Origin of the sequence: Nocardia sp. NBC_01388 (assembly GCF_045040085.1) — a bacterium.
In the GTDB taxonomy this organism is placed as follows: Bacteria; Actinomycetota; Actinomycetes; order Mycobacteriales; family Mycobacteriaceae; genus Nocardia.
In genome coordinates this window covers 6,918,656-6,945,341 of sequence record NZ_CP109553.1, presented here as the reverse complement: position 1 = coordinate 6,945,341, position 26,686 = coordinate 6,918,656, and the positions used below count along the sequence as shown (strand labels likewise).

General features: G+C 67.2%; 24 protein-coding genes and 1 riboswitch. Of the genes, 13 read left to right on the top strand and 11 right to left on the bottom strand.

Features of this window, described 5'->3' with window-relative positions; translation table 11 throughout:
• Positions 1 to 73: 73 nt before the first annotated feature.
• The gene (locus tag OG716_RS33215) at positions 74 to 1,978 is read left to right on the top strand and encodes an ABC transporter ATP-binding protein/permease (RefSeq protein ID WP_405134361.1); all 1,905 of its coding nucleotides are present in this window, start codon (positions 74 to 76) and stop codon (positions 1,976 to 1,978) included.
• An 81-nt stretch (positions 1,979 to 2,059) separates the two neighbouring features.
• Here OG716_RS33215 and fgd read toward each other — a convergent pair whose 3' ends face one another.
• On the bottom strand, positions 2,060 to 3,070 hold the full coding sequence (gene fgd, locus OG716_RS33210; RefSeq protein ID WP_405134360.1) for a glucose-6-phosphate dehydrogenase (coenzyme-F420): 1,011 nt from the start codon (positions 3,068 to 3,070) through the stop codon (positions 2,060 to 2,062).
• 298 nt (positions 3,071 to 3,368) lie between these two features.
• Here fgd and OG716_RS33205 point away from each other — a divergent pair, with 298 nt between their 5' ends.
• The gene (locus tag OG716_RS33205; RefSeq protein ID WP_405140080.1) at positions 3,369 to 4,127 is read left to right on the top strand and encodes an HAD-IIA family hydrolase; all 759 of its coding nucleotides are present in this window, start codon (positions 3,369 to 3,371) and stop codon (positions 4,125 to 4,127) included.
• Positions 4,128 to 4,410: 283 nt separating this feature from the next.
• Here OG716_RS33205 and OG716_RS33200 read toward each other — a convergent pair whose 3' ends face one another.
• From OG716_RS33200 to OG716_RS33180, 5 genes are all read right to left on the bottom strand, one after another.
• Complete coding sequence (locus OG716_RS33200) at positions 4,411 to 4,854, bottom strand: MarR family winged helix-turn-helix transcriptional regulator (protein WP_405134359.1); 444 nt, start codon at positions 4,852 to 4,854, stop codon at positions 4,411 to 4,413.
• A gap of 46 nt (positions 4,855 to 4,900) precedes the next feature.
• A complete protein-coding gene (locus OG716_RS33195) occupies positions 4,901 to 5,545 on the bottom strand; it encodes a type 1 glutamine amidotransferase family protein (protein ID WP_405134358.1) in 645 nt (214 codons plus the stop codon).
• Positions 5,546 to 5,648: 103 nt separating this feature from the next.
• Positions 5,649 to 6,863: an O-succinylhomoserine sulfhydrylase gene (locus tag OG716_RS33190; RefSeq protein WP_355130693.1), complete on the bottom strand. Its 1,215-nt coding sequence runs from the start codon at positions 6,861 to 6,863 to the stop codon at positions 5,649 to 5,651.
• Positions 6,864 to 6,941: 78 nt separating this feature from the next.
• The gene (locus OG716_RS33185) at positions 6,942 to 7,364 is read right to left on the bottom strand and encodes a rhodanese-like domain-containing protein (RefSeq protein ID WP_327142644.1); all 423 of its coding nucleotides are present in this window, start codon (positions 7,362 to 7,364) and stop codon (positions 6,942 to 6,944) included.
• 14 nt (positions 7,365 to 7,378) lie between these two features.
• A riboswitch (SAM riboswitch) is annotated at positions 7,379 to 7,494 on the bottom strand.
• A 180-nt stretch (positions 7,495 to 7,674) separates the two neighbouring features.
• Positions 7,675 to 8,109, bottom strand: a complete 435-nt coding sequence (locus OG716_RS33180; RefSeq protein ID WP_405134357.1) for a hypothetical protein — start codon at positions 8,107 to 8,109, stop codon at positions 7,675 to 7,677.
• Positions 8,110 to 8,394: 285 nt separating this feature from the next.
• Here OG716_RS33180 and OG716_RS33175 point away from each other — a divergent pair, with 285 nt between their 5' ends.
• The 5 genes from OG716_RS33175 to OG716_RS33155 all read left to right on the top strand — a co-directional run bounded on the left by OG716_RS33175 (position 8,395) and on the right by OG716_RS33155 (position 13,334).
• Positions 8,395 to 9,852, top strand: a complete 1,458-nt coding sequence (locus tag OG716_RS33175) for an FAD-dependent oxidoreductase (protein ID WP_405134356.1) — start codon at positions 8,395 to 8,397, stop codon at positions 9,850 to 9,852.
• Positions 9,853 to 9,928: 76 nt separating this feature from the next.
• Positions 9,929 to 10,795, top strand: coding sequence for an amidohydrolase family protein (locus OG716_RS33170; protein WP_405134355.1), 867 nt, complete (start codon positions 9,929 to 9,931; stop codon positions 10,793 to 10,795).
• A gap of 189 nt (positions 10,796 to 10,984) precedes the next feature.
• Positions 10,985 to 11,194: a hypothetical protein gene (locus OG716_RS33165; RefSeq protein ID WP_405134354.1), complete on the top strand. Its 210-nt coding sequence runs from the start codon at positions 10,985 to 10,987 to the stop codon at positions 11,192 to 11,194.
• Between the two features lie 145 nt (positions 11,195 to 11,339).
• On the top strand, positions 11,340 to 12,437 hold the full coding sequence (locus tag OG716_RS33160) for a CaiB/BaiF CoA transferase family protein (protein WP_405134353.1): 1,098 nt from the start codon (positions 11,340 to 11,342) through the stop codon (positions 12,435 to 12,437).
• A gap of 246 nt (positions 12,438 to 12,683) precedes the next feature.
• Positions 12,684 to 13,334 carry a hypothetical protein gene (locus OG716_RS33155; RefSeq protein WP_405134352.1) on the top strand — a complete coding sequence of 217 codons (651 nt, stop codon included), beginning with the start codon at positions 12,684 to 12,686 and terminating at the stop codon, positions 13,332 to 13,334.
• A 397-nt stretch (positions 13,335 to 13,731) separates the two neighbouring features.
• Here the strand turns inward: OG716_RS33155 and OG716_RS33150 are convergent, their stop codons facing one another.
• Positions 13,732 to 14,274: a YceI family protein gene (locus OG716_RS33150; RefSeq protein ID WP_355130681.1), complete on the bottom strand. Its 543-nt coding sequence runs from the start codon at positions 14,272 to 14,274 to the stop codon at positions 13,732 to 13,734.
• A 101-nt stretch (positions 14,275 to 14,375) separates the two neighbouring features.
• On the opposite strand from OG716_RS33150, the gene OG716_RS33145 reads away from it, so the two are divergent.
• The 3 genes from OG716_RS33145 (at position 14,376) to OG716_RS33135 (ending at position 19,441) form a co-directional block, all read left to right on the top strand.
• Positions 14,376 to 15,197: a helix-turn-helix transcriptional regulator gene (locus OG716_RS33145; RefSeq protein WP_405134351.1), complete on the top strand. Its 822-nt coding sequence runs from the start codon at positions 14,376 to 14,378 to the stop codon at positions 15,195 to 15,197.
• Positions 15,198 to 15,262: 65 nt separating this feature from the next.
• On the top strand, positions 15,263 to 17,887 hold the full coding sequence (locus tag OG716_RS33140) for a LuxR C-terminal-related transcriptional regulator (protein ID WP_405134350.1): 2,625 nt from the start codon (positions 15,263 to 15,265) through the stop codon (positions 17,885 to 17,887).
• A 513-nt stretch (positions 17,888 to 18,400) separates the two neighbouring features.
• Entirely contained in the window at positions 18,401 to 19,441 is a 1,041-nt protein-coding gene (locus OG716_RS33135) for a hypothetical protein (protein ID WP_405134349.1), read from the top strand.
• Between the two features lie 295 nt (positions 19,442 to 19,736).
• On the opposite strand, the gene OG716_RS33130 is transcribed toward OG716_RS33135, so the two are convergent.
• Together OG716_RS33130 and OG716_RS33125 are read right to left on the bottom strand one after the other, a co-directional pair.
• Positions 19,737 to 20,297: a methylated-DNA--[protein]-cysteine S-methyltransferase gene (locus tag OG716_RS33130; protein WP_405134348.1), complete on the bottom strand. Its 561-nt coding sequence runs from the start codon at positions 20,295 to 20,297 to the stop codon at positions 19,737 to 19,739.
• Between the two features lie 53 nt (positions 20,298 to 20,350).
• Positions 20,351 to 20,653, bottom strand: a complete 303-nt coding sequence (locus tag OG716_RS33125; protein ID WP_405134347.1) for a hypothetical protein — start codon at positions 20,651 to 20,653, stop codon at positions 20,351 to 20,353.
• A 61-nt stretch (positions 20,654 to 20,714) separates the two neighbouring features.
• On the opposite strand from OG716_RS33125, the gene OG716_RS33120 reads away from it, so the two are divergent.
• A complete protein-coding gene (locus tag OG716_RS33120) occupies positions 20,715 to 22,211 on the top strand; it encodes a PLP-dependent aminotransferase family protein (protein ID WP_405134346.1) in 1,497 nt (498 codons plus the stop codon).
• A gap of 250 nt (positions 22,212 to 22,461) precedes the next feature.
• Here the strand turns inward: OG716_RS33120 and OG716_RS33115 are convergent, their stop codons facing one another.
• Entirely contained in the window at positions 22,462 to 23,751 is a 1,290-nt protein-coding gene (locus OG716_RS33115) for an adenylosuccinate synthase (protein WP_405134345.1), read from the bottom strand.
• A 360-nt stretch (positions 23,752 to 24,111) separates the two neighbouring features.
• Between OG716_RS33115 and OG716_RS33110 the strand changes: the two genes are divergently transcribed.
• Both OG716_RS33110 and OG716_RS33105 read left to right on the top strand, forming a co-directional pair.
• Positions 24,112 to 24,771, top strand: a complete 660-nt coding sequence (locus tag OG716_RS33110) for a hypothetical protein (RefSeq protein WP_355130666.1) — start codon at positions 24,112 to 24,114, stop codon at positions 24,769 to 24,771.
• Positions 24,772 to 24,812: 41 nt separating this feature from the next.
• Complete coding sequence (locus OG716_RS33105; RefSeq protein WP_405134344.1) at positions 24,813 to 25,595, top strand: site-2 protease family protein; 783 nt, start codon at positions 24,813 to 24,815, stop codon at positions 25,593 to 25,595.
• Here the strand turns inward: OG716_RS33105 and OG716_RS33100 are convergent.
• The gene (locus OG716_RS33100) at positions 25,592 to 26,686 is read right to left on the bottom strand and encodes an FUSC family protein (protein WP_405140078.1); all 1,095 of its coding nucleotides are present in this window, start codon (positions 26,684 to 26,686) and stop codon (positions 25,592 to 25,594) included. The genes OG716_RS33105 and OG716_RS33100 overlap by 4 nt on opposite strands.

The following is a 26,686-nucleotide window of genomic DNA, read 5'->3' as shown; positions in this document are numbered from 1 at the left end:
CACCGGAGACCGCGTTGCACGCCGTTAACCGGTTGACACGAGATTCCCAGCAACTGCCACTACGCTGCCGCGCATGGTAGGCGCTTCCGGTCTCGATTGGGGACACGAGCTTTTCAACAGCCTGTGGTGGATCGCGAAGGGATTCGTCATCACCTCGGCGATCTTCCTGGTGGCCGTCGCAGCGATCATCAGGTTCACCGGCTGGGGCCGGATGTTCTGGCGGATCACCGGCGACTACTTCAAGGGCCGCCAAAGCCTGCCCGGCTGGGGACTATTGGCGCTGGTGATGGTTTTCGCGGTGTACACCGTGCGTATCAACGTACTGCTCACCTACTGGTCCAATGACATGTACACCGCGCTGCAGCTCGGGGTACAGGCGCTGGTCGAGCACGACACCGCGGGCAACGACCACGCCAAAACCCTTTTCTGGCAAAGCATGATCGTGTTCGGCGTGCTCGCCTCCATCTACATCGTCATGGGCACCATGGTCGGCTACTGGGTGCAGAACGCCTTCCAGATCCACTGGTGGAAATGGCTGAACACGCAGAATCTCGATGACTGGCTGGGCGGCAAGGCCTACTACCGCAACCGATTCATCGACAGCACCATCGACAATGCCGACCAGCGTATTCAGCAAGACGTGCAGGACTTCGTGAACGGCTCGTTCGCGCTCAGTTTCGGCGGGAATGTGGGCCCGTACGGGGTGCCCGGCAACGGCGTGGTCGGCAGCGGGCTCACCGTGGTGTCGTTCACGCCGATCCTGTGGGGCCTGTCCCGCCCACTGAACGTCCTCGGTGTGCACGTGCCCCGGGACCTGGTCTTCTCGGCTGTCATTTGGATCGCGCTGTCCAGCGTCGTCGCCTTCAAGATCGGTAACCCACTGGTCAAGCTGAACTTCTGGTTCCAACGCCGCACGGCCGACTACCGCTTCGGGCTGGTGCGTTTGCGCGAGAACGCCGAGAACATCGCCTTCTACCACGGTGAGCGAGAAGAACGCGCCGGCCTCGACACTCGATTCGGAGCCGTCATCGAGAACACCTGGGCACGAATATTCCGGCTGGTGAAGTTCTACGGCTGGATCGGTGTCTCCAACCAAGCGACGGCCCTGTTCGTACCGCTGCTCGTAGGCCCGAGGGTACTGGCAGGAACTGCCACCCTCGGCACGTTGACCCAGGCGAGCAGGGCTTTCGATCAGCTGCAGACCGCGCTGTCGATGCCACAGAGCTCGTATGACGCATTCACCTACGTTCGGGCCACTCTGACTCGCCTCGACGGCCTGCGTGATGCCGACGAAAAGGCCCGGGAACTGCCGGTCATCGGCATCGGTGCGGTGCTCGACGGCCTCGAATTGAAAGACGTACAGGTCAGCAAGCCGGACGGAACGCCGCTCATCATCGACCTGTCCCTCCGGCTCACGCCCGGCGATGCCTTGGTCATCAAGGGCGATTCCGGTGTCGGAAAGACCACGCTGCTGCGCAGCATCGGCGAATTGTGGCCCTACACAGAGGGATCCGTACGCCGGCCCGTGGGAGACGACACCTTGTTCCTGTCCCAGCGGCCGTATCTGCCGCTCGGCAACTTGCGCACGGTCATCACCTACCCGGCCCCGGCCGACACGGTCGACGACACAGCCCTGCGGGAAACCCTGATCAAGGTTAATCTCGGCCACCTGGCGGACCGGCTCGACGAGGACGACAACTGGGGCAACACGCTCTCCCCCGGTGAGCAGCAGCGCATCGCGTTCGCGCGAATCCTGTTGCTGCAGCCCAAACTGGCCTTCCTCGACGAGGCCACCTCAGCCGTCGACGAGGGTCTGGAATACACGCTCTACCACTTGGTGCGAACCGAGGCGCCGAATACCGTGCTGGTCAGCGTCGCGCACCGCAGCACGGTGGACCGGCATCACAATCAGCGGCTCGACATCACCGGCGGCGGCGGATGGGAGCTCACGCCATTGGACGCACCGGTACCGGCCTGAAAGCCGTTCCGGCGCAGTGATACCCGGTACGGCGCGCGGTCGCGAGGCGACCGCGCGCCGGCCGTTTTACCGCTCGTGCGATCAGGCCAGGGCGCGCAGGCGGGGGCCCAGGTCGCGCTTGAACAGGTCCAGGAAGCGGAGCTGATCGTGGCCAGGGGCGTGGAAGACCAGGTGGTTGAGGCCCGCGTCCAGGTAGGGCTTGATGAGTTCGACGGCCTGGTCCGGATCGCTGGCCACGATCCAGCGCTTGGCGATCTGCTCGATCGGCAGCGCGTCGGCGGCGGCCTCCATCTCGATCGGATCGGTAATGGAGTGCTTCTGCTCGGGCGTCAGGGACAGCGGCGCCCAGAAGCGCGTATTCTCCAGCGCCAGTGCGGGATCGGTGTCATAGGAGATCTTGATCTCGATCATGCGGTCGATATCCTCGACCGTGCGGCCGACCTTCGCGGCGCCCTCGGCGACGGCGGGCATGAGCTTCTCGGTGTACAGGTCCATGCCCTTGCCCGAGGTGCAGATGAAACCGTCACCGGCGCGGCCGGCGTACCGGGCCACCAGTGGGCCGCCCGCGGCGATGTAGACCGGTATGCCGCCCTTGGGCACGTCGTAGATCGAGGCGCCGACGGTGTTGTAGTACTCGCCCTCGAAGTCGACGCGGTCACCCGTCCACAGGGCGCGCATGAGATCCACCGACTCGCGCAGCCGCGCGAAACGCTCCTTGAACTCCGGCCATTCACCCTTGTAGCCGGTGGCGATCTCATTGAGCGCCTCACCGGAACCCACACCCAGCATGATGCGATCCGGGTACAGGCAGCCCATGGTCGCGAACGCCTGCGCGATCACCGCCGGGTTGTAGCGGAAGGTCGGGGTCAGCACCGAGGTGCCCAGCTGAATGCGCTCGGTGCGCTCACCGGTCGCGGCCATCCAGGCCAGCGAGAACGGGGCGTGCCCGCCATTGTGCCGCCAGGGCTGGAAATGATCGCTCACCGTGGCGCTGTCGAGGCCGTGCTCCTCGGCCGCCACCGCGATCTCCACCAGTTCCCGGGGGCCGAACTGCTCCGCCGACGCCTTGTATCCGAGCTTGAGATCCTTCACCGCGCCACTCCTGTCGCCTTGCTGCGCTTGGTTTGTGCGGGCCAACCTCCCGCCGGTCACGCTGTTGATCGCTGCACGTGGCCCGTTTCGACCATAGTGTCCTGCTTCGGGCGCCTACCGCTGGGCTCACCTCCGGGTTCGCGGCCCGTCTCGTTCTGGACTGACGGAGCGGGGGAGGGAAGCGGAGGAGGGAAGAACGAGACTTCGGGGGCCGCGGACAGCCGTAGCGAAGCGGAGGCAAATTAGACTGAGCCCCGTGACCTCAAACGACGAACCGATCCTGTCCTATCTGACCGACATGGACGGCGTTCTCGTGCACGAGAACCACATGGTGCCCGGCGCCGACCAGTTCCTCGCCGAACTGCGTGACAATGAGATCCCGTTCCTGGTGTTGACCAACAACTCCATCTACACCGCGCGCGATCTGCAGGCCCGGCTGCAGCACACCGGTCTCGACATTCCGATCGAATCCATCTGGACCTCGGCGCTCGCCACCGCGACCTTCCTGCGCGATCAGCGGCCGAACGGAACCGCCTATGTCGTAGGCGAATCCGGGCTCACCACCGCGCTGCACGAAATCGGCTACGTACTCACCGACAGCGAACCGGACTACGTGGTGCTCGGCGAGACGCGCACCTACTCGTTCGAGGCCATCACCACCGCCATCCGGCTGATATCGGCGGGCGCGCGCTTCATCGCCACCAATCCGGACGCCACCGGCCCCTCCCGCGAGGGCATTCTGCCCGCCACCGGTTCGGTCGCCGCCCTGATCACCCGCGCCACCGGCAAAGAGCCCTACTACGTGGGCAAACCCAACCCGCTCATGATGCGTTCGGCGCTGCGCCGCATCGACGCGCACTCGCAGTCCACCGTCATGATCGGCGACCGCATGGACACCGATGTGATCTCCGGACTGGAAGCCGGGCTGCGCACCATCCTGGTCACCACCGGCATCTCCACCCACTCCACCGTCGAGCAGTACCCCTACCGCCCGACCGCCATCCTGCACTCCGTTGCAGACCTGGTCGGCAAGACCAAGGACCCGTTCGCACCCTGAGATCCGTCGTCATCCGCCGCGCCTGGGCCGGGATCCACAGCGGCCGTACGGATTTCGACCAAAGCATGCCGGGATGGCGGGTCCGCCTCCGCCCGCCGGACCCAGGGGATCTCCCTCCGCCCGCCGGACCCAGGAAATCCCCTCCGCCCGCCGGACCCAGGGAATCCCCCTCCACGGGCCCGACGGGGATCCATAGCCACCCGTCCGATCGGGGCGAACCATCTCCACCAGGCCGACCCGGGCGAACCATCTCCACGGCCTGACCGGGGGATTCGCTTCCGGTTCAGTCGGTTTCGAAGGAATCGAGCGCGGCCGACAAGGTCGTGAGCGATTCGACGATTCGGGTGAACTGTTCGACGCCCAGCTGGGCGGTGAGGCGGGCGGCCAATTTGGCGTGCTGCGGGCCGATGCGGCGCACCGCCTCGTGACCGGCCTCCGTGATGGCGACCAGTTTGGCGCGACGGTGCGCCGGGTTGGTGCGGTATTCGGCAAAACCCTTGTCCACCAGTAGATCCGCTATGCGCTGGACGCTCTGGCGGGTGATACCCATCTCGCGGGCAATGCCCGCGACCGGCAGCGGCTCGTGCAGTACCGCACCCAGGACCTGCCACCAGGCGGCGGTGATATCGGCCGGACGCGCCAATTCCTCTGCAATGGTGAGGAATTGGCCGTTGAGCTTGAACGAGGTGATGGCGGCGGTACTGAATAGCGCCTGCTCGGGATTCATTCCGCCTCCTGTCCGCCCGGACCGGGCGCTGCGGGGGAATTCTCCCTCACAGTGCCGCCGGATTCGCTGCCCGACTCTGTTCGTACTCGGCGAGCGCGAAGAAGGCAGCCGGCTCATTGTGCGCGTAGAGGCGGTACCACGCGTCGAGCACCTGCGGTTCGAAGATATCGAGGCGCTCGAAGATCGCACGGGCGAAGTCGACCGGCATGGTGCCGCTGGCGGTGATGAGATCACCGGCGGTCACCGCGGGTTCGTGGACGAAGCCGTCGCCGCCCGAATACCCGCTCATGGCAAGATATTCGGCCGCATTGCTGGTGTGCGGACGAGCATCCAGCATTCCGGCGGTCGCCAGCCCGAAGGTCGCGCCGCAGATGGCGGCCACCGGCACACCGGCGGCGAGGAATTCTCCCGCCTTGTCGGAGAAGGCCTTCAATTCGCCGGCCTCCCAGGTCGCCGACCCCGGCAGGATCAGCATGGCGCTGTCGGCGGGGTCTAATTCGTCGAGAGCGATATCGGGAGTCACCCGCAGGCCACCCATCGAAACGACGGCATCCGCGGTGGGGCCGACGGTCCGGATCTGCCAGGCGCCCGGTTCGCGATGCCACAGCGCGCGATTGATGTGCGCGGTGGTGTGCCCGACCTCCCAGTCGGAGAAGGTGTCGTAAACGGCCAGGTGCACTGCCTTCGCCATGACAGCATTCTGTCATAATTGACAGCATACTGTCAATGGATGCGACGTCCGGAAACGACAAAGGGCCGGAACCGTCGATGACGGTTCCGGCCCCGGTTGCCGATCAGCTCAGGGCGTTACCCAGATCGTTCAGCAGATCCTCGACATCCTCGAGACCGATCGAGATACGGACCACGCCATCCGTAATGCCGATGGCCGCACGGCCTTCCGGCCCCATCGCCCGATGGGTGGTGGTGGCGGGATGCGTGATCAGCGTCTTCGAATCGCCGAGGTTATTGGAGATGTCGATGATGCGCAGGCCGTTGAGCACCTCGAACGCCCGCTTCTTGGCCTCCTCCGGCAGCGCCTTCAGCTCGAAGGTCACCACCGTGCCGCCGCCGGACATCTGCTTCCTGGCCAGCTCGTACTGCGGATGGGACGGCAGGAACGGGTATTTCACCCACGACACCGCCGGATGCTGCTCCAGGAATTCGGCGATCCGCAGCGCGGACTCGGTGGACTGGCGCACGCGCAGCGGCATGGTCTCCAGACCCTTGAGCAGCGTCCAGGCATTGAACGGGCTCAGAGCCGGACCGGTATGGCGCATAAGGTTTTTCACCGGACCGTCGATGTACTCGTGCGAACCCAGAATCGCGCCGCCGAGCACCCGGCCCTGGCCGTCGATGTGCTTGGTGCCGGAGTACACCAGCACATCCGCGCCGAGATCGAAGCCCTTCTGCAGCAGCGGAGTGGCAAAGACGTTGTCCAGCACCACCTGTGCGCCCGCGGCATGCGCGAGATCGCAGACCGCGCGCACATCCACCAGCGTCTGCATGGGGTTGGACGGGGTCTCGAAGAAGACGGCCTGGGTCGGCACCGAGAGCGCCTCTTCCCACTGCGCCAGATCCTCGCCGTCGACGAAGACGGTCTCCACACCCCAGCGCGGCAGGATCTCATTGGCCACCACGAAGCAGGAACCGAAGAGACTGCGGGCGGCGACCAGGCGGTCACCCGCGCCGAGCAGCGCACCCAGTGCGGTGAAGACCGCGGACATGCCACTGGCGGTGGCGAAACACGCTTCGGCGCCGTCGAGCAGGCGCAAGCGCTCCTCGAACATGGCGACCGTCGGATTGCCGTAGCGCGAGTAGACGAAATGCTTGATATCGCCGGTGAACGCGGCCTCGGCGGCCTCGGCGCTCTCGTAGACGAAGCCCGAATTCAGGAACAGCGCCTCGGAGGTCTCATCGAAACCGGAGCGGCGCAAGCCACCTCGCACGCCGAGCGTGGACGGGCCGACGCCCTCGGGAAGCGGTCGCTCGAACGAACCACCGGTGATCATGACTGCCTCCAATCGATACAGCCCCATCGGCGCGCCCTCATGACTGCCTCCAATCGATACAGCCCCATCGGCGCGCCCTCATGACTGCCTCCACGGCAGCCCATCGGCGCGCCAGCCCTCGCTGCCGCGGTGTCCCTGCGCGTCGAGCGCGCCTTCGAAACCCTCGAGGACATTGAAGGCCGGTGCGAGCCCGATGCCCGTCGCCGCCGTCGCCGCACCGATGGAGCGCTGGCCGGAGCGACAGATGAAGATCACCGGCGCTTCCGAATCCGGCTCACGATCGGCGAGCGCCTGCTTCAACTGGTCCACGAACCGGGCATTGCGCGTGCCGGTGGCGTCGACCCATTCGATCAGCGCGGTCGGCCGCCCGATGCCACTGGTATCGGGGACGCCGACAAAGCGCCACTCGGCTTCGGTGCGCACATCCACCAGCACCGCATTCGGATTGTCCCGCAACAGTTCCCACGCCTGCTTCGGCGTCAGGTCACCCGCGTAACTCATATCGACCTCCTGTGAATCCGCACTTGCCGCACCGTTGCCCGATGCGCGGCCAGGTCGTCACCCGGAGCACCCCGCCGCGGAGGAGGGTTGCCGATCAGCGAGCCGGGGCTTCGCGCTGATACTCATGACCTGGGTTGAGATTGCCGAAAATCATGCCCCCCTGTCAAACTCTGTTTAATTTGCCTCCGCTCCGCTCCGGCGGGTTCGCGGGCCTGTTACCTGGGTCTTCCCTCCTCCGCTCCTCCGCTTCGCTCCCCCGCTCCGGCAGTCCAGACCCAGGCGGGCCGCGAACTTGGGGCTGGTGAGGACCTCAGGAATTGCAGACCAGCCAGGTCGTATCTGCGCGGGTGAAGTTCCAGGTGGCGGTCGTATCGTGGCTGTCGGCGCGGAAGGTGACCGCGGCGGTCGCGCGATCGCCGTCGATTTTCGGGTCGGCGAGCCCCACGATGTCGAGTTTCGGGCCGCCCTCGACCGCGGTTTTCAGCGGCGAGCGGTTGTCGTCGAAGCCCTTGCACACCACGGTCGGATCGAGTGCGCCACCCGCGCTGCGGGATTGGATGAAATTGCGAGCGGCGACGGCCAGCTGGCCGGAATCTGTGAGATTCTTCTCAGCCGGCGACATCAGGGTGGCGATCACGATCCCGATAACCACCAGCACCAGGATGCCGGCCGCCAACAGGAACGGAAGCATGCTCCTGGCCTCGGCCTGATCGATCGGAACCGCCTGGTCATCGACGTCGCTCATGGGTAGATCATGCCCGTCGCGCCGGAGCGCGCGATCCGCCGCACCGGTCAGCGAACGCGATGGGCATTCGTACAGTTCACCGCACCGGCGCGGGCGGGGTGTTCCTTCCACCGATAGAATCAGCACAATTTCCCTGAACGAGCGGGAATAGCGGTACCAGGCAGCAACGCTGCAGCTTCGGGGATCCAACGAAGGCACCCGGGGCGAGGGCGTCAACTTAGCCTAAGCTAAGAACGACGGCTGAGACTTGACGACAGATAGTTCCAACCAAAGGTGCGCGTGAGAATGACCGAACAGAGTGCAGCGACCGATACGCAGTCCGGGACGGTGTCCGACTCGCACCACGGTGCGGCGGCCCGCCCGCTCCGCATTGCGATCGTGGGCGCCGGTCCGGCCGGAATCTACGCCGCCGACGCGTTGATGAAGTCCGACGCCCCCACAGGTTTCGGCGGAGTGAGCATCGACCTCTACGAGCGGATGCCCGCACCGTTCGGTCTGATCCGCTACGGCGTCGCCCCCGACCACCCGCGCATCAAGGGCATCATCACCGCCCTGCACAAGGTGCTCGACAAGGAGCAGGTCCGCCTGCTCGGCAATATCGACTACGGCGTCGACATCACCCTGGAAGACCTGCAGCGCTTCTACGACGCGGTCATCTTCTCCACCGGCGCCAATGCCGACCGCGCGCTCGAGGTCCCGGGCATCGAGCTCGAGGGCAGCTTCGGCGCCGCCGACTTCGTCTCCTGGTACGACGGGCATCCGGATGTGCCGCGCACCTGGCCATTGGACGCCGAAAAGGTTGCCGTGCTGGGCGTCGGCAATGTGGCCCTGGATGTGGCGCGCGTGCTCGCCAAGACCGGCGACGAACTGCTCCCCACCGAGATCCCGCCGAACGTGTACGCGGGCCTGAAGGAGAACAAGGCGCTCGAGGTGCACGTCTTCGGACGTCGCGGCCCCGCGCAGGCCAAGTTCACCCCGCTCGAGCTACGCGAACTGGACCACTCCCCGACCATCGAGGTCATCGTCGACCCCGAGGACATCGACTACGACGAGGGTTCAGAGGCCGCACGCCGGCACTCGAAGCAGGTCGACATGATCTGCAACACCCTCGAGCAGTGGGCCATTCGCGATGTGGGCGACCGCCCGCACAAGCTGTTCCTGCACTTCTTCGAGAGCCCCGCCGAGATCCTCGGTGACGCCGACGGCAAGGTCATCGGCCTGCGCACCGAGCGCACCGCGCTCGACGGCACCGGAAACGTCAAGGGCTCCGGCACTTTCAAGGACTTCGACGTCCAGGCGGTGTACCGCGCGGTCGGCTACCTGTCGCAGAACATTCCGGCCCTGCCGTTCGACGACCAGGCCGGCACCGTCCCCAACGAGGCCGGGCGCGTCCTGCTCGACGAGGATGCCGACGGCGCGGCGCGCTTCATGCCGCAGACCTACGTCACCGGTTGGATCAAGCGCGGCCCGGTCGGCCTCATCGGCCACACCAAGGGCGACGCGAACGAGACCATCGCCTGCCTGCTCGACGACGCCGCCGGTTTCACCCCGGCTGCCGAGCCGGAGCTGGACGCGGTGACCTCGTTCCTCGAGAACAAGGGCGTCCCCTTCACCACCTGGGCCGGCTGGTACCGCCTGGACGCGCACGAGCGCGCCCTGGGCGAACCGGAAGGCCGCGAGCGGGTGAAGGTTGTCGAGCGCGAGGACATGATTCGCGCGAGCGAGCCGGACAAGGTTTCCTGATAGCCCTGACCTGGCTGAATCCGCCAGGTGGACAAGGTCTTCCGCACTTGTCACCGTTGTGAGGCATGCTGATCACGTGTTCGATGCCCATCTCCACATCTTCGACCCGCGGTTCCCGCTGGCCGAGAACGAGGGCTACCTGCCCGACCCGTACACCATTGCCGACTATCGGCGGCGCATGCAGCGCTTCGATATCGACAGTGGCGCGGTGGTCGCCGGTTCCTTCCAGGGCAACGAGCACACCTTTCTCCGGGCCGCCCTCGCCGAATTGGGCGAGGGCTGGGTCGGCGTCGCGAATCTGAGCGAGGACGCCACCGACGAGGAGATCATCGAGCTGGACCGCGCCGGCGTGCGCGCGATCCGGTTCAATTTCAAGCGCGCGGGCGGCGATATCGTCGGGCTCACCATGCTGGCGCTGCGGGCCTATGAGCTGGTCGGCTGGCATGTGGAGCTGTATATCGACGGGTCCATGCTCGGATCGCTGGAACCGGTCATCACCAAACTGCCGACGCTGTCCATCGACCACCTCGGCATGTCCGACGACTGCCTGCCGTACCTGCTGAATCTTGTCGATCGCGGGGCGAAGGTGAAAGCGTCCGGATTCGGCCGCGTCTCGATGAATGTGGGCGCCGCGCTGCGCCGGATTCACGCGGTGAATCCGGAGGCGCTCATGTTCGGCTCCGATCTGCCCGGCACCCGCGCCGGGCGGCCGTTCCTGGACCGGGATATCAAGGTGATCGCCGATGCGGTCGGTGCCGACCTGCACCGGGTGCTGGAAGACAATGCGCGCGCCTTCTACCGGCTGCCCGCCAAGGAACCCCGCTTCGCGGATCCGGCGCCGACGCTGCCGCTGTTCACCCCGCAATCGCCGACGCTGCGCCTGCACCGCTCCGAACTGCCCCCGCCGCCGGACACCATGCCGCTGCCCAAAATCGAGCGCTAGCGGCCGCCTCGCCACCCGGCATGCTCCGGTCCGGATCCACACCCGGGGGCTTGCCGCGGCAACACACCCTCGCGTTATTGTCATACCGTCAACACCGGTGTTGTGAGCCGGTGCGCACTGGATCGACGATGAACCGAGGTAGGTCGTGAGCACTCCGCCGGGCGGCCGTTCCTGGACCGGGATATCAAGGTGATCGCCGATGCGGTCGGTGCCGACCTGCACCGGGTGCTGGAAGACAATGCGCGCGCCTTCTACCGGCTGCCCGCCAAGGAACCCCGCTTCGCGGATCCGGCGCCGACGCTGCCGCTGTTCACCCCGCAATCGCCGACGCTGCGCCTGCACCGCTCCGAACTGCCCCCGCCGCCGGACACCATGCCGCTGCCCAAAATCGAGCGCTAGCGGCCGCCTCGCCACCCGGCATGCTCCGGTCCGGATCCACACCCGGGGGCTTGCCGCGGCAACACACCCTCGCGTTATTGTCATACCGTCAACACCGGTGTTGTGAGCCGGTGCGCACTGGATCGACGATGAACCGAGGTAGGTCGTGAGCACTCCATCCACCGCCAAGCAGGGCCCGCTCGCGGGCGTCCGGGTTGTTGAACTGGCCGGGATCGGCCCCGGTCCGCATGCGGCGCTGCTGCTCGCGGATCTCGGCGCGGACGTGGTCCGGGTGCAGCGGCCGAACCAGTTCCCCGGACTCATGGAGCGGCCGCAGTGGCGCGGCCGCACCATCGTCGAGGCGAATCTCAAGGATCCGGCCGATATCGAGAAGGTGCTCGGGCTCGTCGAGAAGGCCGATGTGCTCATCGAGGGCTTCCGGCCGGGCGTCACCGAGCGCATGGGCCTGGGTCCCGATGCGGCGCTCGCGCGCAATCCGCGCCTCGTCTACGGCCGCATGACCGGCTGGGGTCAGGACGGGCCGATGGCCGATCGCGCCGGGCACGACATCAACTACATCTCGCTGACCGGTGTGCTGAATGCCATCGGCCGCAAGGGCGAACGCCCGGTGCCGCCGCTGAACATGGTGGGCGACTTCGGCGGCGGCTCCATGTTCCTGGTCTTCGGCATTCTGGCCGCGCTGGTGGAACGGCAGAACTCCGGCAGGGGTCAGGTCATCGACTCCGCCATGATCGATGGGGCGCTTGCCCTTTCGCACATGATCTGGGGCATGAAGGGCATGGGCCTGTGGTCCGATGAGCGCGGCACCAACCTGCTCGACACCGGCATGGCCTTCTACGACACCTACGAGACCTCCGACGGCAAGTACATGGCGGTCGGCTGCATCGAACCGCAGTTCTACGCCGAGATGCTGAAGGGCCTGGAGATCGATCCGGAGGGCCTGCCCTACCAGATCGACCCCAACGGCCAGGACCAGCTGCGCAAGCTGTTCACCGAGAAGTTCAAGACCAAGACCCGCGACGAGTGGTGGGCCATCTTCGAGCACACCGACGCCTGCACCACCCCCGTGCTGACCTTCACCGAGGCGGAACAGAATCCGCACATCGTGGCCCGCTCGGGACTCATCGAGATCGACGGCGTCGTGCAGCACGCACCCGCGCCCCGCTTCTCCCGCACACCGGGCGGCATCCCGACCCCGCCGCCGAACGAGGGCACCCCGATCGAAAGCGTCTGGGCAGACTAGCTTTTCGAATCAAGTCACACCGAACACGCAGCGGCGGTACCCAATTGGGTATCGTCGCTGTGCATGCGAAGCCTGCTAACCCAGGCCCACCTCGTCATCCCGGAACGACGAGGGCGATAGCCGATTCGCATGATTCAGAGCAGGATTCGGCACAGATCACAGGCCCTGATCCGGCATTCAGCTTGAGTATCTGGATTGCCAACCGATAGCGTCGGAGCCCTCTGCAAAACTTACTCGGGGGTAATTTTGTTCTCACGTCGTTCGACGCTGCTCGCCGGTCGCACCGCGGCCGTTCTCTCCATGCCTGTCGCCGTCGCGGTCATGTGCGCCGGTATGGCACAGGCCGCACCGATCGATCGGGCGATCAGCGCGCCCGCCGCGGTATCCGCACCGCTGCCGGTGCAGCCGATTTCCGCCGCACCGATTGCCGCCGCACCGATTGCCGCCCAGCCGGTTCCGGCCGCGCCGGTCGACGCGCCCGGCCCGGATCCGGCGAAGGTCGGTAATGCCGCGCTGGGCGGGGCGGGGATCGGCGCACTCGCAGCGGGAGTCCCGGCAGGCGTTATCGGCGCTGCCGGAGGTGCCGTCGCGGGAGGCGTGGTCGGCGCGGGCGTCGGATTCCTCGTCGGCATCGGCGCGCCCGCGGCCGGGCTGCTGGCAACTGCCGCCGTCGGCTGCGCCACCACCGGCTGCCTGATCGATGTGCCGGTGTTCGTGGCCGGGCTGGCCGCCGAGGCCGCCGGTGCGGCGGGCGGCATTGCCGTCGGCGCGGCACTCGGCGCGGTCGCCGGCGGTGCGCTCGGCGCGGCCGCCCTGGGCCTGCCCGCCGCAGCGGTGGGCGCGGGCATCGGCGCCGCGGTGGGCGCCGGAGCCGGCGCGGCCGGAGTCACCCCGTAATCACCACGGCCGGGGTCACTCCGTAATCACAACCGGTAGCCATCCCCGGCCGAAGTCGGCTCCGGGCGAAGTCACCTCCGGGCGAAGTCACCTCCGGGCGAAGTCGTCGCCGGAGTCGCCTCCGGCCGAGGTCGTCACCGGGCGAAGTCGCCTCCGGCCGAGGTCGTCACCGGGCGAAGTCGCCTCCGGCCGAAGTCGTCACCGGGCGAAGTCGCCTCCGGCCGAAGTCGTCACCGGGCGAAGTCGCCTTCGGCCGAAGTCACCTCCGGGCCAAGTCGTCGCCGGAGCCGCCTCCGGCCGAGGTCGTCACCAACAGCCTGCGACCCCCGGACAGAATCCAGCGGCGGCACCCGAATGGGTGCCGCCGCTTGGCATTTCGCTGTTTACGCCGAAGGGATCAGGCGGACGGCTCGACGAGCTGGATGTCGAGCTCGATGGCGATCTTGTCGCCGAGCATGGCGGTGGGGAGGCCGGCGGCGATATTGAACTCGCTGCGCTTGATGGTGCCGGTGGCATTGAAGCCGGCGTGCTGCTTCTGGTCGCCGGGGTGGACCTGAACGCCGCCCCATTCGACGTCGAGGGTGACGGGCTTGGTCACATTGCCGAGGGTGACCTCGCCGGTGACCTCGAACTCGGCGGCGACGGCGACCGGCTCGGTGACCTTGAAGTGCAGCGTGCTCAGGTTCGCGGTGTCGAGGATGTCGGCGCTGCGGACGTGGCCGTCACGCTGCTCGTTGCCGGTGTCGAAGGAGTCGAGGTAGATGGTGGCCTCGATGACGGCCTTGCCGGCATCGTCGGCGACGAAGCTGGTCTCGAACTTGTTGAAACGGCCGCGGACCTTGGAGATTCCCAGGTGGCGGGCGGTGAAGTTGACCGAGGAGTGGGCGGTATCCAGGGTCCAGGAGCCGGGGGCGATCACGGTCTGCTCAGAAGTCGTCATACCGGAAGCCTAACCGGACTTCAGTCCGGATATCCACACCGTCCTGATCCTGGCATTGGCAGGGCGGGGCTAACGGGACCAGGACAGGGCACCATGGAGGAGTGTCCCGATCCGAATTCGCCGAGTTTCTCATTGCGCGGCGCGCGCAACTGCAGCCCGAAGAGGTCGGCCTGCCTTCCGGCCGGCGTCGTCGCACGCCAGGACTGCGCCGTGAGGAGGTCGCCGCGCTAGCCGGGGTGAGCGCAGACTATCTGGCCCGCCTCGAGCAGGGCCGGGATACCAATCCCTCCACCTCAGTCCTGGGCGCGCTCGCGGATGCGCTGCGGCTCAATGAAGTCGAACGGCATCACTTCGGCAGGCTCGCCCTGGGCATGGAGCAGAAGGAGACCTGCCCCACCGCCGGCCAGGCCGGCGAACAGGTCTCCGAGACGCTGCGCGCGGTCATCGACTCCATGCACCCCACACCGGCCTTCGTCCTCGGGCGCTGGATGGATCTGCTGGCCTGGAATCCGTCCTGGCGTGATTTCGCCGAACCTCTCGGCCTGTTCGACGAATCCGCAGGCGGCAATTTCGCGAACTATCTCTTCGCGCACCCCGACGCGCAGCGCTATTTCAGCAATTGGTCCGATGCCGCCGATATAGCCGCCTCCGCACTGCGCAATGCGCAGACCCGATTCACCGATGACCGCAGTCTCGAAGCGCGGATCACCGCCCTGCAGCGCTATGGGGAATTCGATCGCCGCTGGCGGGAACACCGGGTTATCGACCATCGCAGCCGGGTGCTGCTCATCGAACATCCGCTGCGCGGGCACGTCGAGGTGGAAATCGAAACCCTCGACCCGGCCGCCGACCTGAGCATCCAGGTGTGGCTGGTCGATCGCCGCAAGGTGCAGGCGCCCGGATTGCGGCTGGTCAACGAATAAATCTCGGCATTGTGGGCCCGTTCGTTCCCCCCGCTCACCAAGGGCGGGCGAACTACAGTTGACCTATGGCTCGGAATTGGCCGATGGTCGAACGCGAGAACGAGCTCGAAACGATCACGTCCGCGCTGACCGGCACTGATTTCGTCGGAGCGGTCCTCACCGGAGACGCGGGGGTCGGCAAAACCACGCTGGCCCGGCTGGCCACGGCCGCGGTGAACGGCAGTGCCGGGAATATTCGCTGGGTCGCGGGGACCGAATCCGCGCGCAGCATTCCGCTCGGTGTGTTCGCGCATATGGTCGGCGTGTACACCGCGCACGATCCGGTGACCTTCATGGCGGCCGCGCGGGAGGCGCTGCTCGCGGACGGGCACACCATCATCGGCGTCGACGACGCCCACCTGCTCGATCAGCTGTCCGCCACCCTGCTGCTGCAGCTCGCCATCGACAAGGCCGCGCACATTGTGGCGACCGTGCGCAGCGGGGTGCCGGTGCCGGATGCGGTGACCTCGCTGTGGAAGGACGGGCATCTGCTGCGCATCGATCTGTCGCCGTTCAGTCAGCGACAGAGCGTGGAGCTGGTCGAGAATATGCTCGGCGGGCAGCTGGAGGGCTTCACCGCCAATCTCATGTGGGAATCCTCCGGCGGGAACGCGCTGTTCCTGCGGCATCTGGTCGAGGGCGCGCTGGAGGCGGGCACGCTGCGGCAGGTCAAGGGCGTGTGGCAGTTGCGCGGGCGGGCGGCCGTCACCTCGGAATTGGCTGCGCTGCTGGAGGATCGGGTGGAGCAGCTGCCCGAATCGGTGCTGCGGGTGCTGGAGCTGCTCACCTTCTGTGAGCCGATCGACCTGGATGTGCTGGCCGAACTCGCCGGCGAGGAAGCCGTGGAGACCGCCGAATCACGCGGTGTCATAAGGATTGTCGAGCACGGCAGGCAACTGCTGGTGCGGTACAACCATCCGCTGTTCGGCGAGGTGATCCGGCGGCGGCTCGGCATCGCCTCGGCGCGACGATTGCGCGGGCGGCTGTACACGTCGCTGCGGGAACGGCCCATCAATTCCGCTCCCGACCGCATCCGGCTCGCCGAATTGGCTTTGGACAGTGACAAATCCGCCGATCTCGAGCTGTTCGAGGCCGCGGCCGCCGATGCCATCGGGTTGGCGAATCTGCCTCTGGGAGAACGGTTCGCGCGGGCTGCGGTGGAGCGGCGCGGTGGTGTCGAGGCCGCCGATCTGCTGGCGCGCGCACTGCTGTGGCAGGGGCATCGCATAGAGGCCGAGCGCACACTCGCGGTCTTCGATCCGGATCAGCTGAACGAGGTGCAGCTGGCCCGCTGGGGCAGTACCCGCGTCTCGAATCTGCTGTGGTCCATGGGCGATGCCGATCGCGCGGACGAAGTGCTGGACTCGGTGCGCAGCCGGGCGAAGCATCCCAAGATCGTGGCGACGCTGGACGGGCTCGCCTCCGCGTGCGCGGTCAATGAGAACAAGCTCGACGAGGCTTTCGCGCTGGCCGAACCCGTCATGGCCGCCGAGGACGCGCCGCCGTGGGCGGTCTGGTGGGCGGCCTTCGGCGGCGGACTCGCCCTGGCGCTCATGGGGCGTGGTGATGCCGCCCGGCAATACGCGCAGCGCGGGCATGCCATCGAATCGCATATCGACGGGCTCAATCGGTTCATGTCCGCGCACGCGGAAGTGCTGGCGCTCACCTTCACCGGGGATCTGGATGCCGCAAGGCGTTGTGCCAGTAGCCCTTACACCTATTCCTCGCCCGGCCAGTACCTCGCCTGGGGCATGACGAAGATCCTGCAGGGCACCGTCGATGTGGCGCAGGGCAGGTTCCCGCAGGGCATCGACAATCTCGAACAGGCGCTCGCCGCGCTCACCACCGAGGGCGCGGCCGCCTGGATGTTCCCCGCGAGACTTCGTCTGGCCGAGGCGTATTCGGCGGTGGGGCGCGCCGCCGACGCGTCCGAATCCATTGCGGCCGCCATCGAGCGCGGCGGGCGGCACAGTGCCGTGTACGAACCGATGCTGGAGATCGCCAAGGCCTGGCAGGCCGGCGCCGAGGGCACCGTGACCCCCGCGATCCGGCTGGCGCTCGGTGCGGCCGATGCGGCGGCGCGCTCACATCAGCACGCCATCGAGGCCATGGCGCTGCACACCGCGGCCCGCTTCGGTGATCATTCGGTGGCGGGCCGGCTCGCGGATCTGGCTGCTCGGGTGGATGGGCGGCTGGTGCAGGTCCAGTCCCGGCACGCGGTGGCGGTCGCGGCGCACGACGGGGCCGGGTTGGACACTGCCGCAGCCGAATTCGAGGAGATCGGGGTGCTGCTGTCGGCGGCCGACGCCGCCGCGCAGGCCGCGTCCGCACACGAGCGCGCGGGTGATCGCCGCCGGCTGCTGGAATCCGCGGCCACCGCCAACCGGCTCGCCGCCGCGTGCGGCGGGGCCAGTACGCCCGCGCTGCGGCAGTCCGCGCAGCCGTTGCCGCTCACTTCGCGGGAACGGGAGATCGCGAACCTGGTTGCCGCCGGGCTGTCCAATCGGCAGATCGCCGATCGGCTCACCGTCTCGGTACGCACCGTGGAGGGTCACCTCTATCGCGCCTGCATCAAGCTCGACGTCACCGATCGGGAGGCGCTGGCCGAGCTCATGCGTGGCAGGTCATCTGTGGGCAAACCGGAAAGCTGACCAGTACAGCGCCCGCGAAAAGCTTCTACCAGCGTTTGTGGGATTTGTCTCGCTGCATGACGTCATCGATCGGATCGATTGATTCCGATCTGGAATTACTGGTTTCTCATCAGCTACCATCCCCCGCGAAGGTGACCGAGCCCGGTCTCCGGGTGACGGTTCCAATCTGATGAGGGTGGTGTTTCGGCATGAGTCGTAGGCAGCGGATCTTGCGACTGAGCTTCCCATTCCCTCGCCCGGGCCAGAGTCCGGCAAGCCCCTCGGGAACGTATGGCGCGGACGCTTCGGCATCGCCGCAATCATCGGGTCCGCTCTGCGACCGGTGGCGGGTGCGGTTTCGACCCTGACTCCGGCGGCCGATCGCGACTCGCGCAGGCGAGGGGGTGCGAAGTTCCGGAGCCGGGTACAGCGGCGATCGGCGGCGCGCACCATCGAATCGGATGGGGCGGGAAGTCGATGTGCGCATTGATCAACAGATGTAGGTCCGATTACTGATGAGGGTGGTGATCCGGCGTGACTCGTCGGAATTTCGATAGGAAGACCGGCGCGGCACGGCGCGCGATGATGGTGGGCACGCTTCCGCTCGCCCTCGCCGTGGCGTGCTCGAGTGCCACCGAACCGCAGAGCGCCGCACCGTCGAGTAGCGCCAACGGCACCGTCACCGGGCCGTCGAGCACCTCGCAGACACCGGGCGGGGCACAGGCTCCTGGCGTCGCGCAGTCCCCTGGTGCGCAATCGCGCGGTGAGGGCTTAGCGCAGTCGCCCGGAAACGGTGCGACCGCACCACAATTCGCCAATCCGCGCACCGCGCAGCCTGGCGTGGCCGCACCCGCCACCAGTGCCGACCGCCTGGAATCCCGCCCCGGACCGATCCAGCCCGGCGTCACCACCGTGCCCCAGCCCGCCGCACCGGGCGCGAGCGGCGGCACCAGCGCGAATTACGCTGTCCCGCCGAACTTCCGCGCCATCCCCCAGCCCGAGGCCGCCCCCGCCATCAACTGGCAGGAACTGCACGCGCCCACCGTCGTCACCCCCGTGGCCCCCATCGCACCCCCGCCCCGCACCCTGCGCCTGGGCAACTTCACCACCACCGCCCCGGATCAACTCCCCGACAACATCCTGAACCCGGTGAACACCACCGCGGCCACCGCCGAAGCCGCCATCGCCACCGGCTTCAACTCCATCGGCATCAACCCCACCCGCTCCGACCGCATCGCCGGCGGCACTCTCGCCGGCGTAGCCGCGGGCGCCACCCTAGGCGCAATCGGCCTCGGAGTCCCCGGCGCGATCGCCGGTGCGGTACCTGGAGCAGCGGTCGGCGCCGTGGTCGGAGGATTGGTAGGAGCCGGACTCGGCACCATCGGAGCCACTGTCCTGCCCTGGACCGCACCGATCGACATCCCCGGCGGCACCATCGGCGGCGCACTGATCGGCGCAGGCGTCGGTGCAGCAGCAGGAGCCGCGATCGTCGGCATCCCCGCAGCCGTGGTCGGCGGCGTCGCCGTTGGTGCCGTGGGCGGCGCAGCCGGCGGCTTTGTCGGCGGAGCTTTCTAGCCACATACAGCGCAAACCAGAGCGCCTGTGCCATGCGGATCCGCATGGCACAGGCGCTCTTTCCTGCTGTCGGCTAGCCCCGCCATTCGAATGTACTTGGGGCGAGCGCTCTTTCATGATCAACAGGCTCTGACGGAGAGGCAGTGCGGGGTGTTGCCGCCGTCAGAGCCCTCTCGGTGGATTATGCGGAGTCACATGGCGCTGACTTGTCGGGCGTAGCTGATCTGGTGCATGACCATGGGGAAGGTTTTCTCGTCCCGAATCGTGGAATCCGCCGGGTGTTCGGCGGGCGAGATCAGAAGAGGGTGGGTTCGCCGAAGCCTGGGGTGCGCTCGATTTCGAGTAGGCGCTGTTTGGTGTCCAGGCCACCGGGAGCGGAGAAGCCGTGCAGGGCGTGGTCGGCGGCCAGCACGCGGTGACAGGGGATGATCAGGGGGATGGGGTTGCGGCCCAGGGATTGGCCTACGGCCTGGGCGCTACCGGGGGCGCCGATGCGGTGCGCGATATCGCCGTAGCTCAGGGTGTGGCCGGGGTCGATGGCGCGGGCCACGGCGTAGACGGCGCGGTCGAAATCGTTGAAAAGACTGGTATCCAGCGGGATCCAGTGCAGGTCGTCGAGATCACCGGCGAGGTGGGCGCGGATTTTCTCGATGACCGCGGCGATATCGGGAGTGGGCGCGGCTTCCCGGACATCGAAGGTGCGGTGGCGGCGCAGGATGTACGCGAGCGTGGCCGCGGGATCGGCCCCGGGGAGGGCGAAGCGCAGCACTCCGGCGGCGCTCCAGGCGAGGGCGCAGGTACCGATGGCGGTGTCGAAGAGCGCCGCCGAGGCGAGCGGGCGGTCGGGTTGCGACATAGAGCCAGTGTGCACCGAGGTACCGACAAGTCCAGTTATATCAGTCCAGTTCTCTAGAACTGGACCGACTCTCCACGGCACGGGATATTCGCGAGATCAGGGCGGGTCGGCGCACGGCGGCGAACACGGCGCACCGGACGTTCGGATTCGAGGACATCCTGATGCGCGGCCGCTGCGGAGAGGTCGGAGTATTGCCGTGCCCCTTCATATTCCGCGACCGACCAGTCTGACATCGGCGCATGCGGGCGGTACCGCTCCAGCAGCACGCCCCAGCGCTCGTCCGGCTTGGGAGCGAATCGGTAGACGATCCCGGCAAAAGCCGCGACTACCAGCAGGGAGGCGAGCATTGCGATCATCACCCCATAGTGGTCCGGTCTGGACTTGAAGAAAATATCCAGTACCCGGATACTGGCCTTTATGGCGATACGAGTGATCGGCGCGGCCAGCCTTACCCGCGACCTGGGCCGGTGGCGGCACGACGAACCCGGCGCCGCCCCGGCAACCGACAGCAGGCGCACCACCCGGCCCGCGTATGTCGCGCTGGCCGAGAGCGTCCGGCTGCTCATTCACGACGGCCGCGCGCCGCTGGGCGTGGCCCTCCCCAGCGAACGCGATCTGGCCACCAGCCTGCGCGTCAGCCGCACCACCGTCACCTCCGCGTACTCGCTGCTGCGCGAGCACGGTTATCTGATCAGCAGGCAGGGTTCGCGCAGCACGGTGGCGCTGCCGCCGACGGTGGTGCACGACGGCACCAAACCGGCGCGCAGCCTGCTCGCCATGATGGCGCAGCCGGAGCTGCCGACCATCGATATGACATATGCCGCCATGTCCGCTCCGGTGGAGATGATGGATGCGTACACCACTGCGCTGCAAGGACTTCCGACGTATCTCGGAACGCACGGCATGGACCCGGTCGGCATGCTCATGCTGCGCGAGGCGCTGGCCCGGCGGTACACCGAGCGCGGGCTGCCCACCGATCCCGATCAGATTCTGGTCACCCTCGGCGCGCAGCACGGATTGCGGCTACTGCTGAATGTGCTCACCACTCCGGCCGAGCGGGTGCTCATCGATCACCCCAGCTATCCCAATGCCATCGAGGCCATTCGCGATGTGGGCGCGCGGCCGGTGCCCGTGCCGCTGCGCCCGGACGGCTGGGATCTGGACGGAATCCGCAGTGCCGCAAGGCAAACCGCGGCGAGCATCGCGTACCTGGTGCCGGATTACCACAATCCCACCGGACTGCTGCTGTCCGCCGAGGGCCGCGCCGAGCTGGCGGCGATCGCCCGCGAAACCCGCATGACGGTGATCGTCGACGAATCGATGGTGGATCTGCACCTCACCGATGACGAAATCATGCCTCCGGTAGCGGCATTCGCACGCGGCTCGGAGATCGTGACCATCGGCTCGGCCTCGAAGTCCTTCTGGGGCGGCCTGCGCGTCGGCTGGGTGCGCGCCAGCCAATCCCTCATCACCAAACTCCTCGGCACCCGCTCCACCATGGACCTCGGCACGCCCGTCATGGACCAGCTGGCCACCGTCCACCTGCTCCAGCACGCCGACGAAATCCTCACCGTCCGAAGGCAACAGCTCCGCTCCCGCCGCGCGACCCTCCTGGACGCCCTGGCCGAGGACCTCCCCGACTGGCGCGTCTCCCCCGGCGCGGGTGGCATGTCCCTCTGGGCCCAACTCCCCGCCCCCGTCTCCACCGCCCTGGCCGCCACCGCCCCCAACCACGGCGTCCTCCTCGCCGCGGGCCCCCGCTTCGGCGTCCAAGGCGCCTTCGAACGCTTCCTCCGCCTCCCGTTCACCCACGAGGAAGCCGACATCCGAATCGGCGTCAAGTGCCTGGCAGCCGCCTACAACTCACTGACCCCCCACGCCATCGAACCCCTGACCCCGATGACCTGCTACTGATAAAGCCCGCACTCCCCACAGCCGAAAACCCAGCAGGACCCTCCCCGCACTCGCACATCGAGATCGGTTCACCGAGTGGGCTCTCACGGTGGCGACACGCCGTCGAGGCTCACCACCGGAGCCCACTCGTGAGACCGGAGACGGGAGGCCGCTGAATCGGGAGCGTTGCCGCGCCTGAAATGGGTCGCCCCCGCGGCGTTTTCACGCGGCGGGGGCGAAAAGCGTTCGGGGAGAGCTACTCCCGCGGGGCTTATCCCAAGATGTCGTGACGGACGATGGTCTGGTCGCGACCCGGGCCTACGCCGATGCAGGACATGCGGGCGCCGGACAGTTCCTCCAAGCGCAGGACGTAGGCCTGGGCGTTGGGGGGTAGTTCTTCGAAGGTGCGGGCGCCGGAGATGTCTTCCCACCAGCCGGGCATTTCCTCGTAGATGGGCTTGGCGTGGTGGAAATCGGTTTGCGTGGTGGGCATTTGCTCGACGCGCTCGCCGTCGACCTCGTAGGCCACGCAGATCGGGATGGTGTCCAGGCTGGAGAGGACGTCCAGCTTGGTGAGGAAGTAGTCGGTGATGCCGTTGACGCGGGTGGCGTAGCGGGCGATCACGGCGTCGAACCAGCCGGTGCGGCGGGCGCGGCCGGTGGTGACGCCGACCTCGCCGCCGGTCTTGGCCAGGTACACGCCGGACTCGTCGAAGAGTTCGGTCGGGAAGGGGCCGGAGCCGACGCGGGTGGTGTACGCCTTCAGGATGCCGAGCACGGTCTCGATCTTGTTGGGGCCGATGCCCGAACCGACCGCCGCGCCGCCCGAGGTCGGGTTGGAGGAGGTGACGTACGGGTAGGTGCCGTGGTCGACATCCAGCAGGGTGCCCTGCGAGCCTTCCAGCAGCACGATCTCGCCGCCCTCGATGGCCTGGTTCAGCAGCAGGCGGGTGTCGGCGATGCGGTGCTTGAAGCCTTCGGCCTTCTCGAGCACCTCGTCGACCACCTGCTGCGGGTCGAGCGCGCGGCGGTTGTAGATCTTCACCAGCACCTGGTTCTTGAATTCCAGTGCGGCCTCGACCTTCTGGGTGAGGATCTTCTCGTCCAGCACATCGGCCACGCGGACGCCGACGCGGGCGACCTTGTCCTGGTAGCAGGGGCCGATGCCGCGGCCGGTGGTGCCGATCTTCTTGTTGCCGAGGAAGCGTTCGGTGACCTTATCGATGGCCACGTGGTACGGCATGATCAGGTGCGCGTCGGCCGACAGCAGCAGGCGGGAGGTGTCCACGCCGCGCTGTTCCAGGCCCGCGAGTTCGTCGAGCAGCACGCCCGGATCGACCACCACGCCGTTGCCGATGACGTTGGTCACACCCGGGGTGAGGATGCCGGAGGGAATCAGGTGCAGTGCGAAGTTGTCGCCATTGGGCAGCACCACGGTGTGACCCGCGTTATTACCGCCCTGGTACCGCACTACCCACTGGACACGGCCACCGAGCAGATCGGTCGCTTTGCCCTTGCCCTCGTCGCCCCACTGGGCGCCGATCAGCACGATTGCCGGCATTAGGAGTCTCCTACGGGTTCGACGCGCAGCACCGGTGATGCTGCAGCTACCCGCCGTCAGAAGGCGGTGGCCGGACGCACAGTCTAATAGATGGCTCTGTTTGATTTGCCTCCGCTTCGCTACGGCGGGTTCGTGGCCCTGGGAGTCTCGTTCTTCCCACCCTCCGCTCCTCCGCTGCGCTCCCCCGCTCCACTCGGTCCAGAACGAGACGGGCCACGAACCATGGGGGTGAGGTGCGACGTGCGGGCGAGGCGAGGGCACTTCAACAGGGCTATTGTGACTGTGGAGGTGGACCCGCAGGGGTGCGCGAGAGTTCAGCGAGGCGATGGTGTTGTCAGGTCAGAGGAGGGTGTACGGCAGTTGAGTACCCATGTTCTCCGCTGCGACGGCGCACCGGTACCGATCGCTCTCGCCTCTCTCCCCCTCACCCAGACTTCGGCGATTCCGGACACCACGGTGCTGGACGAGCTGCTGCCCGTCATGGCCGCCGACAGTCTCCCCCGCTTGATCGTGCTCGGTGAGGACGCCGGCCTGGCCGCCGTGCTGACCCACCTGATGCGCACCGAGCGGCTCGGCGTCGAGATCGGTTACGTACCCGTGGACCGCACCTACGGCTCCCGGGCCTACGAGACCGGCACCGGCAGCGCCGCCGCCAAACGCGCGCTCGACGGCAAGCCGCAGGAGACCCCGCTGATTCGCGACGACACCGGCAAGGTGCTCATCGGCCGCGCCACCCTCGTCGCCGAGGACGGCGGCAAGCTGGAAGGCGAAGCGTACGTGGACGACACGCGGCTCTTCACCGGAAAGGTCGCCGCCCTGCTGGTCTCCCCCACACTGGAGCTGCCCGGCCTGCACGCGAGCGTGCACCGCGGATTGCGGAAGAAGCGCTGGGTGGAAGGCCGGGCCATGCAGCTCGGCACCCGCGGCGCCATCGTCACCCGCGACGGCATCACCACCGATAAGCCGGTGCGGCGCTCCACTTTCTACCGGCATCACGAACCGTGGTTGCTGGTCCGCTGACCTGCTCCCGGTGGCGCACCGGGTCTCATACAAGGAGTCCGATGAGCTCTCCCCGCGCGCTCGGCCGAACCCCGGGGGCCGTGCGGCCGAGCCCGATCTTCCTGCTGGTCATCGCGATTGCCGTGGCGGGCGGCGTGGTGGCGTGGATTTCCGATCTGCTCTCGCGCCAGGCCCAGTTCGGCGTTTTCGTCATGGTGGTGGCGGGCTGGATCGTCTCGCTCTGCCTGCACGAGTTCGCGCACGCGTATGTGGCGTGGCGGGCCGGGGACCGGGATGTGGAATTGCGTGGGTATCTCACGCTGAATCCGCTGAAATACAGTCATCCGCTGCTGTCGATCGGGTTGCCGATCCTATTCATCGCCATCGGCGGGTTCGCGCTGCCAGGTGGTGCGGTGTACGTGAATTCGGGGGCCTTCGACGCCCGGACGCAGCGGACCGTGAGCGGTGCGGGTCCGGCGGTCAATGCCGCGTGCGCGATCGCGCTGCTGATCATCGTGCGGCTGTGGGGCAGTTCGTCCTCGCACGCCGCGTTCTGGTTCGGCCTGAGTTACCTTGCGTTCCTGCAGATCATGGCGACCGTGCTGAATCTGATCCCGGTGCCCGGCACGGACGGTTACGGGATTCTGGAGCCGTCGCTGAGCTATGAGACGCGGCGGTCGATGGATCAGATCAAGCCGTACGGACTCTTGATCCTGATCGCGCTGCTGTTCGTGCCGCAGATCAATATCGCGTTCTTCGACGGCATTCGCGCGCTGTTCGGCCTGTCGGGCGTGCCGTCGATCTGGTCGAGCTGGGGCGGATCGCTGACGCGCTTCTGGACCTAATCGATCGGCGTCACATAGGGATTCGGCACGGTCGGCGGCAGCAGGGCGATGGACGAGAGCCTGCGCATACCGCACACCTGCATGAGATCGACCAGGATCGAACGGATCTGAGCGAACACCACGTGCGCGGAAATGCCCGCGCCCTCGACCATGTCCTTGGTGGCGCCCTTGGCGACCGTGCGCAGGACGCGGGTGGCCTCCGCGGCATCGGGTTGTTCGCCGGGATCGGCGAGGACCATTTCGCGGACCACCTCCACGGCTTTGCCGAGCTGCTCCACCTCGAGGGTCAGGCTCGGGTTGAGGACCTCGTCGTCACGCACGAGAGACAGTGCGCGGCGCAGCAATACACGGGTATTGCGGACGGCATTGTCGATCGGGTCCGCGGTGTCCTGAATGCGCTCCAGGCGGGCGCGCGAATTCCAGTACAGCGGTGAGATTCTGCTGATCTCCCGGCCGCCCGCGAGAGTGCTGCGCAGGGTGTCGAGGCGAGTCTGGGTGCCGCGCACCGCCTCCAGCGCCGCCTTGATCTTGTCGGCGTCGTGCTCCAGCAGTCCGTCCGCGGCATCGGTGAGCGCCTTGCCCATGACACCGAGGATGTCGGCCGCCTGCTGTCTGGCCCGGCGCACCGGATGCAGCGGGATCGCCGCCACCACGACAATGCCGACCATGCCGCCGACCAGGGCATCCACAATGCGGAAATGCGAAGCTCCGCTGTGCGGCGGGATCAGGGTGGCGACCAGCACCGCCGAGGACGCCGCCTGCATGGTGATGACCGGTCCGCCGTCCAGGAACACCGCCGCGCACATGGCGAAGATCACCAGCAGTGAGATCTGCCAGACGCCGGTGCCGAAGTAGGAGACGAACAGGTCGCCGATGCCGATGCCGACGGACACACCGGCGATCAACTCGACCGCCCGGCGCAGACGGGCGCCGAACGACACACCGATCGAGATCATGGCGGCCATGGGCGCGAAAAACGGTTGTGGGTGACCGATTACCTTATGTGCGATGAACCAGGCCAGGCCCGCCCCGACCGCGCACTGCACGATCGGCAGCAGCGAGAGACGAACCCGGGCGGCGGCGGTGCGCAT

What these genes read in the sequence shown, in the direction of transcription:
- OG716_RS33215 (WP_405134361.1), top strand. Translation starts at nt 74, where the DNA reads ATGGTAGGCGCTTCCGGTCTCGATTGGGGACACGAGCTTTTCAACAGC.
- OG716_RS33205 (WP_405140080.1), top strand. Translation starts at nt 3,369, where the DNA reads ATGGACGGCGTTCTCGTGCACGAGAACCACATGGTGCCCGGCGCCGAC.
- OG716_RS33200 (WP_405134359.1), bottom strand. Translation starts at nt 4,854, where the DNA reads ATGAATCCCGAGCAGGCGCTATTCAGTACCGCCGCCATCACCTCGTTC.
- OG716_RS33195 (WP_405134358.1), bottom strand. Translation starts at nt 5,545, where the DNA reads ATGGCGAAGGCAGTGCACCTGGCCGTTTACGACACCTTCTCCGACTGG.
- OG716_RS33190 (WP_355130693.1), bottom strand. Translation starts at nt 6,863, where the DNA reads ATGATCACCGGTGGTTCGTTCGAGCGACCGCTTCCCGAGGGCGTCGGC.
- OG716_RS33185 (WP_327142644.1), bottom strand. Translation starts at nt 7,364, where the DNA reads ATGAGTTACGCGGGTGACCTGACGCCGAAGCAGGCGTGGGAACTGTTG.
- OG716_RS33180 (WP_405134357.1), bottom strand. Translation starts at nt 8,109, where the DNA reads ATGAGCGACGTCGATGACCAGGCGGTTCCGATCGATCAGGCCGAGGCC.
- OG716_RS33175 (WP_405134356.1), top strand. Translation starts at nt 8,395, where the DNA reads ATGACCGAACAGAGTGCAGCGACCGATACGCAGTCCGGGACGGTGTCC.
- OG716_RS33150 (WP_355130681.1), bottom strand. Translation starts at nt 14,274, where the DNA reads ATGACGACTTCTGAGCAGACCGTGATCGCCCCCGGCTCCTGGACCCTG.
- OG716_RS33140 (WP_405134350.1), top strand. Translation starts at nt 15,263, where the DNA reads ATGGCTCGGAATTGGCCGATGGTCGAACGCGAGAACGAGCTCGAAACG.
- OG716_RS33130 (WP_405134348.1), bottom strand. Translation starts at nt 20,297, where the DNA reads ATGTCGCAACCCGACCGCCCGCTCGCCTCGGCGGCGCTCTTCGACACC.
- OG716_RS33125 (WP_405134347.1), bottom strand. Translation starts at nt 20,653, where the DNA reads ATGATCGCAATGCTCGCCTCCCTGCTGGTAGTCGCGGCTTTTGCCGGG.
- OG716_RS33120 (WP_405134346.1), top strand. Translation starts at nt 20,715, where the DNA reads ATGGCGATACGAGTGATCGGCGCGGCCAGCCTTACCCGCGACCTGGGC.
- OG716_RS33115 (WP_405134345.1), bottom strand. Translation starts at nt 23,751, where the DNA reads ATGCCGGCAATCGTGCTGATCGGCGCCCAGTGGGGCGACGAGGGCAAG.
- OG716_RS33105 (WP_405134344.1), top strand. Translation starts at nt 24,813, where the DNA reads ATGAGCTCTCCCCGCGCGCTCGGCCGAACCCCGGGGGCCGTGCGGCCG.
- OG716_RS33100 (WP_405140078.1), bottom strand. Translation starts at nt 26,686, where the DNA reads ATGCGCACCGCCGCCGCCCGGGTTCGTCTCTCGCTGCTGCCGATCGTG.